13 protein-coding genes are annotated in these 19,671 nt (G+C 56.7%); 5 read left to right on the top strand and 8 right to left on the bottom strand.

From position 1 onward, the window contains the following. Positions 1-42: 42 nt before the first annotated feature. From ACR3ZL_RS11625 to thiS, 3 genes are all read left to right on the top strand, one after another. Complete coding sequence (locus tag ACR3ZL_RS11625; RefSeq protein WP_486173472.1) at positions 43-2,739, top strand: site-2 protease family protein; 2,697 nt, start codon at positions 43-45, stop codon at positions 2,737-2,739. Between the two features lie 241 nt (positions 2,740-2,980). After that, positions 2,981-3,985: a sugar phosphate isomerase/epimerase family protein gene (locus ACR3ZL_RS11630; protein WP_486173473.1), complete on the top strand. Its 1,005-nt coding sequence runs from the start codon at positions 2,981-2,983 to the stop codon at positions 3,983-3,985. Positions 3,986-4,006: 21 nt separating this feature from the next. Beyond that, entirely contained in the window at positions 4,007-4,210 is a 204-nt protein-coding gene (thiS, locus tag ACR3ZL_RS11635; RefSeq protein ID WP_473652986.1) for a sulfur carrier protein ThiS, read from the top strand. 597 nt (positions 4,211-4,807) lie between these two features. Here thiS and ACR3ZL_RS11640 read toward each other — a convergent pair. Beyond that, entirely contained in the window at positions 4,808-6,142 is a 1,335-nt protein-coding gene (locus tag ACR3ZL_RS11640) for a hypothetical protein (RefSeq protein ID WP_486173474.1), read from the bottom strand. 49 nt (positions 6,143-6,191) lie between these two features. On the opposite strand from ACR3ZL_RS11640, the gene ACR3ZL_RS11645 reads away from it, so the two are divergent. Beyond that, positions 6,192-6,743 carry a shikimate kinase gene (locus tag ACR3ZL_RS11645; protein WP_473652982.1) on the top strand — a complete coding sequence of 184 codons (552 nt, stop codon included), beginning with the start codon at positions 6,192-6,194 and terminating at the stop codon, positions 6,741-6,743. Between the two features lie 93 nt (positions 6,744-6,836). Here the strand turns inward: ACR3ZL_RS11645 and ACR3ZL_RS11650 are convergent, their stop codons facing one another. From ACR3ZL_RS11650 to ACR3ZL_RS11675, 6 genes are all read right to left on the bottom strand, one after another. Continuing rightward, the gene (locus ACR3ZL_RS11650; protein ID WP_486173475.1) at positions 6,837-7,577 is read right to left on the bottom strand and encodes a hypothetical protein; all 741 of its coding nucleotides are present in this window, start codon (positions 7,575-7,577) and stop codon (positions 6,837-6,839) included. A gap of 210 nt (positions 7,578-7,787) precedes the next feature. Beyond that, a complete protein-coding gene (locus tag ACR3ZL_RS11655; protein WP_473652980.1) occupies positions 7,788-8,714 on the bottom strand; it encodes an ion transporter in 927 nt (308 codons plus the stop codon). 134 nt (positions 8,715-8,848) lie between these two features. After that, positions 8,849-9,409, bottom strand: coding sequence for a DinB family protein (locus ACR3ZL_RS11660; protein WP_486173476.1), 561 nt, complete (start codon positions 9,407-9,409; stop codon positions 8,849-8,851). A gap of 126 nt (positions 9,410-9,535) precedes the next feature. Continuing rightward, the gene (locus tag ACR3ZL_RS11665) at positions 9,536-10,798 is read right to left on the bottom strand and encodes a leucine-rich repeat domain-containing protein (RefSeq protein WP_486173477.1); all 1,263 of its coding nucleotides are present in this window, start codon (positions 10,796-10,798) and stop codon (positions 9,536-9,538) included. Between the two features lie 386 nt (positions 10,799-11,184). After that, positions 11,185-11,868, bottom strand: coding sequence for a DUF8091 domain-containing protein (locus tag ACR3ZL_RS11670; protein ID WP_473652976.1), 684 nt, complete (start codon positions 11,866-11,868; stop codon positions 11,185-11,187). 198 nt (positions 11,869-12,066) lie between these two features. After that, a complete protein-coding gene (locus tag ACR3ZL_RS11675) occupies positions 12,067-14,169 on the bottom strand; it encodes a hypothetical protein (RefSeq protein ID WP_486173478.1) in 2,103 nt (700 codons plus the stop codon). Positions 14,170-15,107: 938 nt separating this feature from the next. Between ACR3ZL_RS11675 and ACR3ZL_RS11680 the strand changes: the two genes are divergently transcribed. After that, complete coding sequence (locus ACR3ZL_RS11680; RefSeq protein ID WP_473652974.1) at positions 15,108-16,625, top strand: hypothetical protein; 1,518 nt, start codon at positions 15,108-15,110, stop codon at positions 16,623-16,625. Positions 16,626-16,724: 99 nt separating this feature from the next. Here ACR3ZL_RS11680 and ACR3ZL_RS11685 read toward each other — a convergent pair whose 3' ends face one another. Further along, a complete protein-coding gene (locus ACR3ZL_RS11685) occupies positions 16,725-19,556 on the bottom strand; it encodes a COG1361 family protein (protein WP_473652973.1) in 2,832 nt (943 codons plus the stop codon). Positions 19,557-19,671: the final 115 nt, after the last annotated feature.

Here is a 19,671-nt window from a genome sequence, read left to right on the forward strand (position 1 = left end):
CCGCTAGAAACTGAGGTGCAGGTAATACTGCCACAGGGATCGGTGCCAAGTGCTGTTGCATCTGGTAACGGATGGTCCGTGCTGGATGGTGAAAACGCCGGCCGAGCAGTGGATGACGCTGAGCTAGTTCGTGAAGCGGATCCGAATCCATGGTCTTTGCAACTTCCTCGTTCGGAATCGAACATTCCAGCCGTTGAATCAGAGACGCCTAACGCTGTAGTATCCGACGCGTTATCGGATGCCATATCCGAAGAGCCGCCATCGGCGCCCAATACGCCTTTGGTGTCCATCGACCCCGACGTCACGTTCACCAGTTGTGAAGTGGCGGGTGCGACCGTCGTGCGGTGCGTGCATGCCGGAACCGGTCAGCATTTCCAGTTCGGTGCCGCCGAGCATTACGTTGCTCAGCTATTAGACGGGCAACGTGGCATAGCCGAGCTGGTCGAAGGTGCGGAAGAGGCTGGACTGGAATGGACGCCGAAAGATGTGGCTGAGTTCGTCGCCATGTTGGTGGCTCAAAAGCTGGCCATCACGGTCGCTGCGCCTACGGCAGATCAACCGGTTAGTCCTGAGCCAGGAACCGCCGCGGATGCTGCCGCTGAAATGACCGAATTGGCGGAAGAGCTCGAGTCGTTCGAAACGTCGGATGATTCGGCGTTTTTGGAGACGGTTGACACGTTAGATGCTTACGAGGAACCGCAAGCTGAAGTGGATGTCGACGTTTGCGATAGCAACGATGACTTGACTGCGATGGCTGAAGCCGCCAAAGAGCCTGACACCGCGAGCGGCGAAGATCCGGCTCGCCAGGTCGCAACCGCTCGAGTTGATATTCTAAGTGCTGCGAGAGGATTCGCATCGCAATTTGCGGCGACAGCAACCATCGTCATTTCCTTACTCGTGGCTGCTTCCGCGAAGTTTTTGCCGACGGTCATGAAGTGGTGCGGCTATGCGATCAGCATGCGTCTGCCGTTGGTGGTCGCCAATCCTTGGGCGGCGAAGATTCTACCTGCCGTGCGGCCGGTCTTGAGTGGTGGAGGCATGATAGCAACAAGCGTGTTTGTCGCTGTGTCGCTTTTGTTTGCCTCCTATCATCATGCCGCTTTGGCGGACGAGTTGATGCGAATCTTCAATTCGAAGCTGGGTTTGTTGATGCTCGTGGTCTGGGTTGTCCTGAAGGTCATCCACGAGTTCGGTCACGCATGCACCGCGAAGTTGCATGATATACGCGTGGGCAAGGCGGGTGTGACATTCTTTATGTTCGCACCGATCGCTTACGTCGATGTGACCGACGCGTGGAAGTTGCCCAGTCGAAGTGCGCGTGTTTCAATCGCAATGGGCGGTGTGTATTTCGAATTGATTTGTGCTTCGATAAGCGTTTGGGTTTGGTGGTGGATGCCAGACGGGCTTGTCGCTCACGTAGCTGCGCAGGTGTTCTTCCTAGCCGGGCCAGCAACGTTGTTGGTCAACGCCAACCCGTTGCTGCGTTTGGACGGCTATTACGTCGTTTCGGACTTGGTAGACATCCCCAACCTGCGTGAACAGGGACGACGTTTGCTGGGAGGTGCGATCGAGCGTCGCCTCTTCCGTATGGTCGGACCCAAGACACACCTTACCGGATGGCGGCGAACGTTTGCTTTGGTGCACGCCTTTGCATCCGTAGCGTTTCAGTTTGTGTGGATGACTGGTTTAGTCGTCGTTGTATCGATGTGGGCCGGCCCTGTCGGTTTGTTGGTGGCTGCTTGTGCGTTGTTTTTATGGACAGTGGTGCCGTCGGTTCGCTGGTGTCACAAGCTTTGGACTTATCAGGAAGAGAGCGAGCAGTTTTCGGTTGGTTCCCACCGCCGTCGAGTATTGTGGTCGGTCTTAACGGTTGCCGCCGTGCTGCAGTTCTTCATCACGTTGCCTTCGCCCTTGATCGTGGAGGTTCCGCTGGTATCGCGTTTTTCAAACGACCAGGTGTTGCGGGCTCCCGCCAGCGGATTCATCAACCGCGTCTATTTCAGTTCGGGGCAAAACGTGCGTATGGGCGAGGTGATTCTGGAGATTGAGAACGCCGAATTGGAAGTCACACGCGACGAGATTGGTTTGGAGTTGGAGTCCGAGGCGATTCAGTGGCAGCGTCACGAGCACTCGCAGGCTCTTGGAATGGCTGACGGATCGGTCCGTCGGACGGAAAGTTTGAAGCGGAAGTTAGCCGAGCTGGATGAACAGGTTGCGGCGATGAAAGTGAAAGCGACCGCCGACGGCGAGATCTTGACGAACCATCTGGAGGAGATGGACGGACGATACGTGACCCACGGTGCGGAACTGGTTCAGATCGGAAATCGGAACCGCAAAGAACTGTTGTTGTCGATCGGTGACGCGGAGATGGATGCATACAACGAAGCGGTGCAGCGTGGGCATGTGTTGCGAGTTTGCTTCCGCGGCGGGCAGTGGGTCGACGTGATTCCAAAGCCAATGCGTCCTCGGGCATCGCTGAACGTTCCCCACCCGGCCCTCGCCGCAACCGCGGGTGGCCCCGTGCCGGTTGCTCCTACTCGCAATGACCCCCGTAGCGGTGATTCTCGCAACGGTCCAGGTGTGGAATTCCTTGCCCCGCGTTTTGAAGCGGTAGTGCCATTGGCCCCAGGTCAATCGGACTTGGTCCGCTGCGGCGAAGTCGGCCACCTCGCACTGCAAGACAAACGCAGCCTAGCCCACCGCTTCTGGATGTGGCTAAGCCAAACCACTCCGCAGTAGCGAAAAGTTGGGCATCCCTGCATCCCTGTGGTCCTGTGGTCCTGTGGTCCTGTGGCCCTGTGGCCCTTTCCCCCTGACCGCCCCGGTCTTCCACAGGGGTGTGTCTTCCCGAACCCGACTTCGGTATCTTATCGGTTCAGAATTAGAGCAATCCTCTGCGTTGTCTCGCGTCTGGCGAGTTTGAACGCGTGGGGTGCTCGCGCGACCTAGCCTATATCCCCGTTTTTTACAGGACTTTTCCATGCCGCGTCCCGTCACAATGTTTACTGGTCAATGGGCTGATTTGCCGATCGAAGAGCTGGCTGCCATGCTCGAAGACTTTGGGTATGACGGCATTGAACTGGCATGTTGGGGCGATCACTTTGAAGTCGACCGTGCTCTGGCCGAAGACGACTATTGCGACAAGAAACATGCTCTGCTGCAAAAGCACAATCTGTCCGCTTTTTCGATCAGTGCCCACTTAGTCGGACAGGCGGTTCTGGACAACATCGATGAGCGACACAAGGCAATCCTGCCGGACCACGTTTGGGGCGATGGCGATCCGGCCGGCGTCAACGAACGAGCCAGCGAAGAATTGATGAACACCGCTCGCGCGGCTCAGAAGTTTGGGGTTGATACGGTCAACGGATTCACTGGAAGCAGCATCTGGCATCTGCTGTATTCGTTCCCACCGGTTCCGCCGCAAATGATCGAAGATGGCTTTGATCTGTTTGCAGAACGCTTCAATCCGATTTTGGATGTGTTCGGCCAGTGTGGTGTTCGTTTCGCTTTGGAAGTTCACCCGACTGAAATCGCATTTGATATTCATACTGCTCAACGTGCCTTGGAAGCGATCGATCATCGCCCCGAGTTCGGTTTTAACTTCGACCCCAGCCACTTGATTTGGCAAGGTATCGACCCAGTGCAGTTCATCCGTGCGTTCCCCGAACGCATTTACCACGTCCACATCAAGGACGCGATCGTGACGTTGGATGGTCAAAGCGGTATCAATTGCAGCCACTTGAACTTCGGTGACGCTCGTCGCGGTTGGGACTTCCGCAGTCCGGGGCGTGGGGGTGTGAACTTTGAAGAGATCATTCGTGAACTGAACCGCATCAACTACCAAGGTCCGTTGTCGATCGAATGGGAAGATTGCGGTATGGAGCGAACGTTCGGTGCACGCGAAGCTTGTGCGTTTACCAAGAAGCTCGACTTTTCGCCCAGCAACGTTGCATTCGACGGCGCGTTCGACAAAGAAGCTCAGTAATCAAGAAAGCGGAACCTTAAAATGCTCGGTATCACAGTGAACGGATCGCCGGTTGAGATCGAGCGTTCGATGTCAGTCGAAGAGCTGTTGCAAACCGTTGAGGTTCCGAAAAATTACTTGGCCGTCGAAGTCAATGAGGAAGTTGTGGCGAAGGAGGATCACGGTCGCGTCATTGTAAAGGACGGTGATCGGATCGAGGTCGTGACCTTGGTGGGTGGCGGCTGAGATTGGCCGGGGTGCCGCCGCGTGATCATGCTTGAATGCTCTGCATGACGATCCCCTCTCAGGGGCAGGGGGGCGTCTCTAGTGAGCTGTAAAATGGGTGCTGGATATCAGTGCTGAGCCCTCACCCTCGCATTCGCCTGAACGGCTCTGCTCGACCTCTCCCCGCTTCGCCGGGAGAGGTTTGGATGCGATTTCTACGTGAAATTACTCAACAGAAAGAAACCCTTCCCCTGGGATGGGTCGAGCGAAGCGAGGGGGAGGGCGCGTCTCTAGCGAGCTGTTCAATGGGTGCTGGATATCAGTGCTGAGCCCTCACCCTCGCATTCGCCTGAACGGCTTTGCTCGACCTCTCCCCGCTTCGCCGGGAGAGGTTTGGATGCGATTTCTGCGTGAAATTACTCAACAGAAAGGAACCCTTCCCCTGGGAGGGATCGAGCGAAGCGAGGGGGAGGGCGCGTCTCTAGCGAGCTGTTCAATGGGTGCCGGATGTCAGCGCCGAGCCCTCACCCTCGCATTCGCCTGAACGGCTCTGCTCGACCTCTCCCCGCTTCGCCGGGAGAGGTTTAGGGGGGAATGCTCAGTGCATCCTGAGCCCGCTTACGCGAACTCGGTTTTGAGCACGCCTTCGCCGGTGGTTTCTTCGATCACTTCGACAGCGAGGGTTTGTCCCAGGACGGCGAAATGTCGGTCGTGGCGGCGGCTGGTTTTGAGTGTCCAACTGGTTTCGTCGCCTGGTTCCGCGTCAGCTAATTTCACCGTTAGCGTGTGGATGAGCCAGCCTTGCGTGAGGCGTGGTGGCGTTTTCTCGCATAACGTGACCTGCCGCTGCGCTCCACCGCCCACGACTGGCATCCATGATAGGGGCGACCATGACGATGCCGCTTTGAGGCTCCAACCCGGTTGGTCGTTTTGGTTGCGTACTAGTCGCAAACAACTCTTGGCTGGGAAAGGTCCGATGTCGTCTTGAGGGAATACGATCAATCCCTTTTGGCTAGGCAAACCGTAGGCACGCCACACTAAAGCTAAAACTGGATCGAGCAACATCGTGCGATAGAACTTTACCCGCCGAGCGGTCCAGCGGAAGATAATCAGGGCGAACAGCAGGACTAGCAAATTGATCACCGTCGCCAGCATAGGGCTGAATGCGTAGATCGCCATCAGCACGCTGCAGGTCGCCTTGTTACCCAATTCAAACATGGCGTCCACCGTAGGAAACGGTGTTAACCAAACGAGGAATTCAAAGAAGAACTTGACGCTGTTGATCACCAACAAGTTGATCGTCATCGCAATCATTAGCAACGTTTCGACCGTGAAGCTTACGATTCCTGCTTCGATCACAATGGGTGACGATTGCATCATCGCGACCGAGTCGGCATCAAGGCCTGCGTCACCGCTATACGACGAGCTGATCTTGATCGCGAGCAAAATGACGACAACGGCGTAAGCTTCGACACGGTCCATCGCTTGGGCAAACGGTTTGCTGACCTTGGAAAGCCTCGGCAAGCTGGTTAGTAATGCGAGGACCGCGAAAATAATAAACAGCGGAACGTTGCGTAGCGGACCGGCGGCACCCAATAACGCATTGTCCGTGATCGCTTCGGGGCCCCATAAAGCGAGCCCGGATAGACAGGCAACGCCGAAGAACGGTGACAACGCAAGCGGAGCGAGCGGGCCTAGCCAATCCGCAAGATTCAAGCGGTCCGCCCAGTCGGTGGCAGCGGCAATGTCACGAATTCGGAAGTCACCTTGGAGCGATTCTGGAATGCTGTCTTCGTTTACCGCTGACGGCGTGCGACTGATCGGCGCCGCTGTTGTGTCGGACGCCGTCGGTGCGGACGTTGTCGAAGTTTGCGAGTGGCCTACTGAAGCGAATAGGTCGATGGCGAGGAATAGGAGCGTGGCGGCTGAAAAAAGGACGACGCGATGATTCATCAATCTAACTCGGTTGCTTGGAAACATTCGATGGCCTAACTTTTCGCTCATGGATAAAACATCGCGGCAAAGCCAACACCTCTATTTGACCGGTTATCGCGGATGCGGCAAGAGTACCGTGGCGAGGGAACTGGCCCAGCGATTGAGTTTAGCAGTTGTGGACCTGGATGAACGCATCGAAGCGGAAGCCGGCATGACGATCGCCCAGATCTTTGCGGATCAGTCCGAAGAGGCGTTTCGCGACATGGAGTCCGCGTGTATCGCGAAGGTTGCCGATCAAGACCGATGTATCGTCTCGCTGGGCGGCGGCGCGATTTTGCGAGAGGCCAATCGCAACGTGATTCGATCGAGTGGTTGGTGCGTGTGGCTCGACGCGGATCCTACGACTTTGGCCGACCGGTTGGCAGGCGATGCGACGACCGGTGACCGGCGTCCTTCTTTGACAGGCCAGCCGGTATTGGAAGAAATCGCGGCGGTGATGCAGGCTCGCGAACCGCTGTACCGTGAGGTGTCGGATTTGCGAATCGACACAAGCGATGCGACGATTGATGAAATCGTCGATCAGGTATGGAAGAAGCTGCCGCCGGAATTCAGCAACTAGTCTGTTCGAATTGCAGCGATGGCGGCGCGTAGCAGGCTGAAGCCTGGACTCCAGCTTGGGTGGAGTCCAGACGGTTGTGCTAGCTTGTCCGTCTTAGAACAAGCGGAACTCAAGAGCGCCGGTCAGCACGAGAGCGTCGTCGGTGCCGATTGCACCGTTTTGCCAGGTCGTGATGTCGTTGAGGTAGTTCAGGCCGACAACGGTTCGCATCGGAATGCCCCACATGTCGCAGTCCGTTTTGACGTCGAGTCCCCACGTGGTTGTGAAGGTATCGATCGATGCGGTTGTGGCGCCGCCATTACCAACGTACTTGCCGTTCATGTCGTACAGACCCAGGCTCAGGTCAATCCACACGGGCGTGTTGCCGAACGCGGTTTCCCAGCCGCCGACAACCTTGGCACCGCGATAATCGCTGCTCAAGTCGTGGCCCAGGCTTTCTTGTTCCCAGTTCATTTGGCTGTAACCGGTGCCTGCGGATAGATCGCCGATTCCGAACGACCAAGTATCACGCAGCAGGAACTCGAATCCGAACATTTCGGCGTCTTCGGTCACGCCGTACTGCACGCCGCCTTCGACGCTGGTGCGATAGCCGTCAAAGCGGTGGTGGCCCTTCAAGCCGATGATCGTACCAATCGAATCGCCGTCTTCGCCGGCCACGTCAGGCAGCAAGGGAGCCCAGACGCCAACGGTTCCGCTCATCTCGGTGCCTTCGATCGCCATCGCGTGTTGGCTGTCCAAGACGCCTGAACCGGCAATGAAGCTGGAAATCGGCAAAAGAGCCGCTAGCGTCAACGATTTACGAAGTCGACGCAGATATGTTGTGGATTTTGCCATGACGTGGGGGGAATCATCATACGTACTGGATTGCCAGACACGAAGCCGTTCAACGTGTCGCTCAAGAATGTGGATCGGGCCGGCAGCGTCCTCCAATTGAGCGCAAGCGACGACACGTTCGATTTCCCCTTAGTCAGGGTCTCTTTGTGACTAATCGGCCAATTTGTGCCGATTTTTTAGAAAAACCGACAACGTAAGGGATTCCGATTATCAGGCTTGGTCCAGGTGATTGCCGCAACGGTAGCAATACGTCGCGTCACCGCGGTGCGTGGGGGCCCCGCATTGCGGGCACGGATGCTGTTCGCGAGGTTCCGCTGAACGCCCGGAAAGTTCTGCACTAACGAACCCAGTCGGGACAATGATCAGGCTGTAGCCCAGTAAGATTAGCCCAGCCGATATTACTTTCCCAATCGTCGTATGCGGCACGATGTCCCCATATCCCACCGTCGTCATGGTCACAATCGCCCAGTACATGGCTTGGGGAATCGATGTGAAATCGCTGTCGTGGGAATCGCCCAGCATCACCGTTTCGATGTGGTACATCAGCGTGCCACTGATCGTGACGGCGACCAACACGACGGCCAAGAAGACGATGATTTTGTCCCGAGAATTCCAAACCGCGTCGGCCAATTCATCTGCTTGGCTCATCATTCGCCAAAGCTTCAAAACCCGGAACACCCTCAGCAATCGGACCGAACGCAGGATCACGAACGAACGAGCGGATTCGCCTGTCAAGATCGCCACGTAGCTTGGCATGATGGAAAGTAGGTCAACGATGCCCCAAAAGCTGAACGCGTACTTCAGTGGATGTCGCACGCACGCCAGTCTTGCCACATATTCAAACGTGAACAGGATCGTCAGGCACCACTCGCCCGCCACCAACCACTTGGGAAGCGAAACTTGCGGGATTCCATCGATGGTGACTTGCGTTTGATATTCAGGCAGCGTTTCGATCGAGACCAATACGATGCTGGCGACGATCGCGATCAGCAATCCAATGTCGAACCAGCGACTCGCCGCGTCGTCGGCTTCAAAGATGATGTCGTACATCCGCTGCCGCACGCCCGCCTCTTCTGGACGCTGGACGAGGCGTCGTTTCAGCGTTTTGGTTTCTGGCTTGGCTTTGGGGGCAGACATTCACTCAAGCCATAAAGACGGAACGATGAGTCGGTCGCCTGCATAGCCCATTAAGGCGAACACGCGAACCTGAACGGGCATATCCAACATCAAACGCGGCAAAGTGAAAAGGGGGCGGCCCCGATCTTGGCGTTCTAATGTGTCGCCATCGTCGCTTTAACCGGCATTCGATTGGGCGTAACGTTACAGCGTTTTTCGATGATCTCGAAATGATGCTGCAGGTGACCCGCCGTGATCCAGGCGATGCCGCGCGGCGTGATCGGCTGGGAGTCTACCGTGCCGACGCGGTCCCACGCCGAAGGTTTGATCCGTTGCAGCAGCAGAATATTGGCTTGCCGGAGGTTTCCCAGTTCGCTGATCATGTGACCCATGTTTCCCAGACCAAACCGGGCGTCCGCGTAGGCATTTTCGTCCCAGGCGGGAAGATTGGTCGTGTCACCGGCAGCGATCCTCAAAATGCGGTCGCCGAAAATTCGCTCCGCATCGACGCAATGTTCAAACACCTGACGCACCGACCAGGTGTAGGGTGCATGCACTTGATCGGCTTGTTCGCACGACAAGCTGCCACCCAACTCACAGATCCACCACAATTGGTTCTGCAACGCCTCAATCACACACTCACCTGATACCCGATCAGCCAATTGCCGATGGTAATCAAGAGCCAAATCGGACTCGGACGGACGACGAGATTTCATGTCGGTTCAGTAAATAGAGGTTGATTTACGAGGGCTTCGATTAAGGCGTCGGCTTGCCCGAAACCCTTTTGGGTAGGTCCGTGGCAAAGCCTACTGTGGCACACACATGCGGCCAGGAGGCTCATGCTAGTTCTCGAACTCGACGACTTCTAGATCTTCGCGAGACTCGGCAAGTTCATCGATCACATCGAACCCGATGCTGGTGTTGGCGACGTTCAAGTATTGCAACTTGGGAAGCGATCCGAGCTTACGGAACCCATCGTCTGTAAACAGTGTGCCGGCAACGTTGAGACGTTTCAGGTTGGTGAGTTTCATTAGCGTGGGTAGAGAATCATCACCCACCGACGCCGATTTCAGGTTCAGTTCGTTGAGGTTGGTCAGATCACCGAAGGCGGCAAGCGTTTCGTCGTTGGTTTTGGTTTCCCACAAACCTAGATACGTCAGGTTCTTGAGCTTTCCGAGTTTGGCGATGTCTTCGGGTTGAGCAAGTCGGCATTCGGACATGTCTAGGAATGTGATCTGCGGCATCGACGACAGAATCTCGAGACCCTTGGCATCCAGCGACGAATCGCGAAGTTCAAACCGAGCCAACTTGGGGTTGTCCTTGACATGCGCCAAACCGGCACCGGTCACGTCGCAACCACGAACTCGCACTCGTTTCAGATTTCGAAGGTTTGCAAGTTCTTTCATTCCTTTGTCGTCGACTTTGGAGTAGTCAGCCTGCAGCGATTCGAGAGTCGGCATCTTTCCGAGCACTGCCATGGTGGCGTTACTGATTGTCGTGCAGTAATTGAAGTTGATCGACTTCAGCTTCAACGGAGCGAGTTTGACTAGGCCTGCGTCGGTGACTTTGGACTTTTCAAGTTGGATGTCCGCCAGCGATTCGATCTTCACCAGGTTTTCGATTCCAGCATCGCCGATGTTGCTGTTCCGTAAATCAATCGCTCGCAATTTCTTTAGATCCGCGAGTTGCGACAATCCTTCATTGGTGACACCGGTCCGGCGCAGAAACAACGCTTCCAATGTGTCGAGTTTGCCAACCGTCGCCAGAGTCGGGTCGGCGATTGCCGAATCGGTGAAGTCCAGTCGCTTGATGTGTTTGAAAGCGACTAGGTTTTCCATGCCATTGTCGTTGATGCCTGGGCCAGTGAAGGTTGCTTTTTCAACGTTGGGCACACCGCTGAGATGAGGCAGTACGTCGGCGATGTTCTGCGACCCACCGATGGACAATTCCACAACGTTGCCCGCGTCGTTCTTCGTCAAAACAAAACCCGCCGCTTCCAAAGCCGCAACGTCTTCGGCCGAATCCGCTTGGACGGTGGGGGCGGGGGTGCTGAACTTGCCGTCGAAGGTGATGTGGCCGGTTCGGTCGACGCTTCTTTGCGGCATCCGGCGGTGACCAGGATTAGGCAAAGCAGGGACAGGATCGTGAATCGGGAGATGGGCATGAGACAGGCGGGAATGGAGGGAGCGGGATTGGCAGGAGGGATCTGAGTACTTAACAACTCTGGGGACGCAACAACTTAGAAGTTGGACCGCCAGCACGCAAGCAATCGCCTTGAGCGGTGTGGAAAACCGTTATGCAGCAGGGATCTGTAGTGGTGCGGGAATTCGTCGTACTGCAGGAGCCCGTTGCGTCTGCGTCACGGCGAGATTTGGCGAATTCAGCCTGAAGGCTGGACTCCAGCGGCGGTCCGACCAGCGGGTAGAGTGGACGAAGCAATGAGTCCCTTCGTTCTTTCGCACCTTATCGACTCGTTGCCACTTCCGCTGGGCTAAGCCACTTTGTAGTGGATGCCGGTTTTGTCGCGGCCAGTCGGAGTGAGGGCTTCGCAGTGCCGCATCACATAAACAATCCGCTGGGCGATCCAGCGAGGGCAATTGATTGCTTCGGCTAGGTCCAGCGTATTGATGGATTCTGCGTCCCGAAGCGATTCAGGGATCTGCTCGTCAGGCAACAGTTTCCACAGGTCCTGCGGCGTGGTGATCTCAATCGATCGGTGAACCTGATCCAGTTCAACGTCTTCGATGACGTAGCCTGGATCGCGTCGTCGGCGTGATTTTCGTTTCCGCATCCAGCGATATTGATTCACGTCGACGATCGGTACTTCCAGCACCAAGTTCTCATGCGGGAAGACGCCTCGCAAATAGATCAGTTCTTCGAACAGTTCATGCGGTTGCCCGCGGCGTGGGCTGAGTCGTCGGGATGTCGTGGGGCCGCCTTGGAGCTGTCGCTTGCAGATCCGGGTTCGATAGATGGCGGGTTTGACGATTCGGACGGGATGACGTCGCAGCAGATCGAGAATCTTCTTGCGGATTGCCGACAACGACGCACATTGGATTTCGATCAGCTCGTCGTCTCGAATCACGTCGATGCGGTACGCTCCCATCGTCACCTCGATCTGGTCGGGTGAGTTGGCGTAGTACTGCTTGAGTTGTTGGTGAAGCGAGGTTTCCATGGGGAGCTTTTAGCTATGAGCGATTAGCCGTTAGCTTTTGTCGATTGGCTTGACAGCATCTCGTCCAGGCTAACATCAAATGGCCGATCGCTAACAGCTCAATAAAAAACCCCCGGGCTCTCTTGCGAGAACCCGAGGGTTTTGATGTTCGCCGCTTGTCCCGGACAGGTCCACGGCGTGTTTGAGTTTGGCTTCGACTTAGAAGTTGAAGTCGGCTCCGATGTAGGCACCGTGTAGGAGCAAGCTGGAGTCGGCGTTCAGAGTGCTGGCCGATGCCACGCTGCTGTAGTCGCGGCTGTAATCGTCAGCCGAAGCAACTCCGGTGACACCCATCAGGCGGTAACCGCCGCGGGCGGTCCAACCGTTGGTGATGCGGATGCCCAAGCCGAGGTCCAATTCACCCAAGGTCGACAATACAGTGTCCTTGGAGTGGAAGTCGATCGCTTGGTCAGGCATAGCGGCCAGGTAAGCGACACGATCTTGTGATCCCAAGCGGTGACGGAATTCAGCTTGGTTTCCGTAGATACCAAACTTGCCGCCGACGTTCAGGTTCACGCGGTTGTGCAAGCAGTAGATCAACCGGCTGCCGAACTGGTAACCCAGCAAGTCGTTTTCGGTCGAGGTCGTATCGTAGATGTCGTGCATGGTGTAGCCCGCACGTCCGTCGACGTCGTAGGCGAAGTCAAGGCTATCCTTGAACTGGAACCAACGAAGACCATGGCTGGTGACGACTTGAACCTTGCCGTTGCAAGGGCGGACCAATGGGCCAGCTGCACCGCCGAAGCCGTACTTAGGTCCACAGGATTGTGCACATGGATCGCCGCAAGGTTGGCACTGGTTCGTGCCACAGCTTCCATAGCCGCCACCGTATCCACCGACGCCGCCGTATCCCGCACCGCGGAACATGGAACCGAAGCCGTTGCATCCGCCACCCAGAGCCGAAGCACGTTGAGCACCCATCAAGCCAAAGCTGAACAAGTTCAGTTCAATGCCTTGGATGTCCACATCGCGACGAGCACGAACGCGGACGGCTTCAGCATACGAACTTGTGCCTGCACCACCGCCGGGAGCGGCGTTTGTGTCACCAGCGTCCAGTGCGGCTTGACCAGCACGTCCGTCGATGATGTCATATACGCTGGCGTAGTCAACGTTGGCGTCGTAGGCACCGCTGCCATCGGTATCCAAGCCGACGTAGCCGTTGGCACCGCCATCGTCATTGTCGTACATTTGGTTCATTTGGGCGCCGTTGTACTGCGGCATGCCGGATGCTCGCATGGCACCACCACCACCGCCGTCGGCGATTGAGTCTTGCGGTGCGTAGATTGGCGAATTCAAGACTTCTTCACCTGGATTCCAGTTGAAGTAGCTGACGCCTAAGCCGTATTGGCCACAGCCAAGATAGCGACCGAACGACAGGTCGTAACCGACTTGGCTGCTAGGATCGAGTTGTCCGGTGTTCAAGTAGGGCAGGTAAGGACGCGTTGGGTCCGCTGCACTGTAGAGCGAAACCGTGTTACGGGTTTGGCTGCTCGTTTCCATGTTGAAGAACAACAGGTCGAACGAGCCGAACCATGGGAAGAGTGGAGCACGTGTGGGTGCTGCCACTGGCATGCCACAAGATTGGGCGGCGTACGATACACCTTCCCAAGGTTGTGATGCTGCTTGTGCGAATTGGCTTTGCACGGGTGCTTGGTTGCACGATTCACAGTAGGCATCCGGAACCGGTGCACCGTAGGAAACGTTGCCTTGAGCAACAGGTCCTTGGTGTTGGATCGGTGCGCTGTGCTGCACAGGAGCACTTTGCTGGATCGGTGCGCTGTGCTGAGTCGATCCGCTGTATTGTGGCTGAACCGAGTACTGAGCGGGAACGCTTTGTTGGACCGCTGGGGATGATTGCTGGTGACCGTTGCCGTAATTAGGCGCTGGTGTTGGAATCGCCTCGGGAGCCGGAAGCAGATCCGAATGGCTGCCGGTTGAGGCGGGTTGGAATAAGGCAGGCCCGTTGTTGACGCCAAAGGAGTTCCACTTCGCCGGAGCTTGGTAGTTGTTGGCGGCTTGCTGAGGCTGCTGCTGCTGTTGAGGCTGGTACTGGCTAGCCTGGTATTGTGGTGGTTGGTAGTTCGAAGCTCCATAGCTTTGAACTGCCGTTGTCTGTGGGACGCCAAGTTGGCTGGATTGCGCTTGTTGAGGGGCACCGTAACCGTATGGTCCTTGCGGTGCCGGCCCGTATTGAGCTGAAGCGATTGTGCAGACACCCACTGAGAGTGTTGCTGCCACACTTCGCAAAACGTTGAAATTCATTTTTCGACTCCTTCGAATCAGTCGTTTCGGTTGCGTCATTGCAGTGACCTCTCCGAGAGCAGTTGTGAACGTTCGCGTCAGTTGGTCCTGGAAGCATGTCTTGAACAAGCAATCGACCGACCGAAGCCGAATCGGCGGGGGAGGCACTTGCCAAATCAGGACATGGTTCCACTTCCATTGTCGTCAGTGTGCCGAAGCACCCTGGCCGACTTTGTCACGTCCGTCCGCGGTTGTCGCGGTTAGGCCATGGAAAGGGGAAAGCGGATCACCCCCGGCTGGTGACAGCTAGGAGATCCCACCGTGGTGAATGATCGGTCTGCGTGAAACCAAACCCCTCCTCCAATGCCTCGAAAGCAAACAAAGTGTTCGGGTGTACGGATCAGAATGAGTAAGACCGCCAGGGCTTCGCTAATAGCCAAACCTTTGGATTGCGACCTGGGTTGCCCAGGCGGTGTATCTTGCCAGGTTGTTGTGGCCGGCCAGTTCCGATGCTCAAAACACCCGTACCAAAGCCAGGAAATCCCGCGATTCGCCCCCTCGAAGGAGCTTGGGAGACCCCCGTTGGAGTCCAGGCTTTAGCCTGCTACCCCCACTTCCACACCAGTTTTGGGAGATTCGGTTCAGTGCTGAGCAGCCTAAAGGCTGAACACCAGCGAGGTTGGAGTCCAGGCTTTAGCCTGTCCCGCGCAACTTCCGCAGCGGTTTTCGGAGATTCGGTTCCATGCCGAGCAGCCTAAAGGCTGAACACCAGCAAGGTTGGAGTCCAGGCTTTAGCCTGTTCCGCGCACCGCCACGCAGCAACCCATCCCCAATCCTTTCGCAAAATCGCTATTTCTCTCGCCAAGCTGGGCTCCCGGACCAACTTGATCTGTCTACCGAGCGGCCCATTTTCCTATCTTCGCTCGCGTATCAACTACTTACCTGGGGATGTGCCCATCATGCACGAACGAACCACCCGAGCGATCGCTCGCTGGCTGTTCGTTGCCTGCTGCGCAGCTCCCACTGGGCTAACGCTTTTAGCGATCGTGGTTACGTGGACCCCCTGGTACCACAACCATGCTCGTCATTCGGTTGAAAAGGCACTGGCTCTGCAAACCGGTTTGCACGTCGAAATTGGCGATTTTGAACGGGCGGACCCGACCACCTGGCGTCTGTTCGACGTCCGGCTTGCCAACGCAGAGACCCTTCGCACCGTCGCGACAGTACGTTCTCTGGTTTGGATCGCCGATTCACAAAACACCGTCATCCGTCTTTCGCAGCCCGAAATCCAAGTTCACGCTTTGGACCAGGTTGCTGACCTGATCCACGACCGATTTTTGTGCCGACCGGAGCGAACGGGCGTACCGGTTCGCATTGCTGCGGACGATTTGACGTTAAAGTCATCCACAACCGCGCAAACGTTACAAGACTTCGACGCCTATTTGGAAACGCGTGACTCCGTAGTCTGGGCAACGGTTCGCTGTCTTCCGGCCGGGCAACGTCCCGATTCGGATGGCTTGAAAGCGGAGATCACACGCGATCGTTCGATGTCACCGCCTCGAACATCTTACAGCTTGCAAACCGGCGAGCTCAGTTTGCCGGTCTCCGTGCTTGCAGATTACTTTCCATTCTTGGGCCGTATGGGTGACGAGGCAACTTTCCAGGGAACCGTGGCGTCGACCAAGCAAGATGGTCACACCTATCCGCAATGGGGACTCGAGCTGAGCGGAAGGTTCCAGTCAGTCGATTTGGGGCGTATGACGGAACAGCTTCCGCACCGTGTCACAGGTCTAGGGGCGATCACGCTGGATCGTTGCCAAGTTGACCAAGAAGGCGGCGTGAACGTGTCCGGCGAACTTCGTTCCAGCGAAGGTTGGATGTCGGCTTCGCTGTTACCGCGTTTGGCTGAGGACCTGGGATGTGAACTGACCGTCGCCACGGCAAACGACTTCAGCTTTGACGCTCTTGCGTTGCGATTCGATCTCTATGCGGCCCAGTTGCGTGTTGAGGGCATCTGCCGCACTCAACCGGGCAGCGAATGGTTTCCAGCGGGAGTCGTCGTATCCTCCGCCGGCCGACCGGTCGTACTCTCGCGAGATGTTTGGCTTCCGGCGACCAATCTGGCGAGGTTGGTGGCACCACCGCACGCCGTTGCAATTCCGCTTTCCAGCCAAACAAGTGGCTTGCTCTCCATCTTGAAGCCGCCACGTCATGCATTGCCTTCGTTGATCCCCAATCCAAACGCTACCTATCCAAACGCCAACTATCCCAGCAACCTGGCGGATGTGTCAGGTGCAGGTCTCGGTAACGAAGGTTTGATCCCCAACGGAAATCCAACAGCGATAGACCCCGCGGGTATGGGACCCGCTACTCTGGATCCGGCAAACACAAATCCTGCCGATATCGAGCCCGCCGCTCGTATCGGCCGTCTGCAACCCTGGGGCAACTCGCCACAAAGCGTGATACAGCCCTACTGAGCCGAGCTAATCAAACTCGCAATGAGTTTCTTGTCACGGGAAGCCGTCGACATCGTGGTAGCTCGTTGCTTGCCTTCCCACAACGTATTGCACGTCCGCTTAAGGCGTGACTTCGGTTCGCTGTGAAATGGCGATTCCGCGAGGATAATTCCGGCTGAATGCTTCCAGGACCAGGTTGAATGTTTGCGGCTGATTGCAGGTCAGGACCAGTTCGTAGTCGATGGTTTCGCCGGGTTTGATCGAACGAATTTCTTCGAACGAGATCGTGTTACCGGCTCGACTCAGGCGGCCAAGTTCTGGGCTGGTGGTTTGCGTTAATCGCTCGACGGCGACACCGACGGGAAGGTCGAACGAGATCTGTACTGCATGATCCAGTTCGTTGGTGTCGTTCGTGATCGAAATGGAATATCCGATATAGTCGCCGACTCGCGGAGAGATGTCACGCTGCAAGATACCCAATCGCAAGGTGCCACTGGATCGGCTGTCGTTAGCGGTGTCGTTGCTTCCAAATGGGCTTTGCGTGCTAGGTGGGTTGTTCGATGGCGGTGCGGTTCCTGGGCCACCGGGAATCGTTGGCGGCGTCAGGGCGGGTGGCAACACGGGCGGCGCCGTTAGCGGCCGGTTCGGAACGTTGCTGGGGAAAACCTGCACGAACGTGTTGTCGTTCCCTCTAGCTCCTTCAGCGGATTCAGCCGTGAAGATAAATTGGCTGCGTTGTACCGGTGCTTGGGCTTTGAATTGACCTTCCAGCACAGCGGTTTCGCCAGCGGGCAGTTCAGCGATTGTCCATGCGATCAAATACGGCGTGTCCAAATCGCGAGGGAAGTCCACCGTGGCTTGTTCAGGAACCAATTGAGGGTCATAGGACATGGTTGCCCGCACATTCTTTAGCGGGATGCTGCCGGTGTTTTCGACGCGACCGCGAATCAGTACGGAATCACCCACGACCATTCGGTCACGCTCGGGTGATACGGTAACGGACATAGCGGGCGTTGGCGGCGGTGGGTTGATCACTGTTACGCATGACTGAGCCGGAGCTTGCTGGCCACCGGCGGCGGTAGCGGAAAAGTTCACGCATCGTAGTCCGGAATCGGTCGGCACAAACGCAACCCGTGAGCTCCAGACTTGGCCTGGTTGAAGGGGACCGTCGGTCTTGTCGTTGCCAATCACACGGCTGCCAGTGTCCGGGTGCATCATGTTTTCGTCGCCATTGGCGGCTAGCGAAACATCTCGTAAGGGGCGGTCACCGGTGTTTTCGACTTCGATATCGAAGACGACTTTGTCGCCGGTTTGATAGCGTTGTTTTTCTGGAACAACGCGGATAGCCAACGCCGGGCGGAAGATATCCACTCGGACGGAATCGTTCGCAGCCAAGCCGCCATCGCCGCGAGCTTCGAAGGCGATCGAAACCGGTGCGGATGAGGATAGCTTGAGCGACAAATCGAGTTGCTGTTGCGGTGGGATCGTGCCGATTTCCCAAACGACTGCGTTCGGATAGACCTTGGCGAAAGCGTCAGAACCGAGCACTTTCACGCCCTCAGGAATGGATGCTCGAATTTCAACGCCGTTGGCATCTTGGTCGCCTGGGTTGGCGACGTTGGCGAAGACATCAAAGGGAACATCGTACGAAGCCACTTCTGGACCGCCGGCACGCATGGTTAGTTGCGGGCTGGACCAAGTGACATAGCTTTGACCGGTGCCGAGGGTTAGGTCGGGCATGTTATCGCTCGTGCCGCCTGGGCGAACGACGCGGATATTGACGACCGCGTTGCCGGACGTGCCAGGTTTGGGTTCCAAGGTCGCGACTGCATTGCCGGAATCATCCACGTTCACTTCCACGACGGACGATCCACCGGTACCGGCGAAGCTGGCCAGTTCCGGATTCATCAATTCGTATCGAACCTTCCAGCCACGAGCAGGCAAACTGCCTTCGGCTCGCGTGACGCGGGTGTTCAGTTCGGCAGGGGTGCCCGCGATCAATCGTTGTGGACCGGGGAATTGCCAGCGAGCGTCGACCCAATAGATCGTTGCATTGGCTTTGCGTTGGTCCCAGCATTCACTTTCGGGCGCCAACACAGTCACGTGGCTGGTTCCTTCGCTGGGGCTACTGATGGTTAACCAAGTTTGGCCTTTTTCGAGCTTGACGTCATCGGCCGCGTTGCTGTTGCCGCGAGTGATCAGCACTGGCTTGGAACTGGTCACGCCGCGAGCATACGAACCGTCCTTTTTCTCCGCTTTGGAGATTCCGGTCAGATGGTGCAGTACGCCGGGCGAGTCATCGCCAACTTGGATGAAGTTTCCGACGCTGTCCCGTGACAACATCCACTCCAGCGGTTCGCCGACTTGCAGGTAGCCGTCGGTGCCACAAATTCCGCTCAAGATCATGACTTCTCCACCGACCGGTGCGACGATCTTTTGCGGGGTCATCAGGATGCAGCCTCGTTTGCCGCGTTTAGGCAGCTTGCATGGGCGTGTTTCGCCAATTTCGCTGCCGTAAAGCACTGCGGGAGGTCCGGTCAGACAATCGCCACTGCACCCAGGTCCCGGAACGCATGGCCCTTCCGCCAATCCGCTGCCGATCGATTGAGGATCGATGCATGCTGGTGGATCGACGGGCTCAGGAAATGCCGAAGTGGGAAAATCGAAGCCAGGGCAACGCAGGCAAGAACCTAGGTTGCCGAGGCAGCCTAGGCATCCGCAAGTGCCATCGGTCAGGCTGCACTGGCCGTTTGTGCAAGGCAGTGCGAGACCTGTGGTGGTAGGAAGCGGCGAAAACAGGCAGCTTCCCGTAGGGTCGATCGCGGGCAGGCGCAATCGCGAGCAACCGCTGCCGACGCTGAGCAGCGAGATTGCGATAACCAGCCACACGCCGCAGCGTGATAAATCACGTCGGCAAGGGCGTTGATCGTCAATGATCGCGTGTAAGCTCATCGTTCCGTCGGTTGAGTTGAAAAAAGATTTCGTCCGTAGGAACGGTAGCACGCAAAGTCCCCCGGGGCCGTCTGTGCAAGCCTAGAAATCAAATCGATTGAAATTTGTTCCAGGG

The sequence above is a fragment of the Rhodopirellula sp. J20-39 genome, assembly GCF_057365095.1.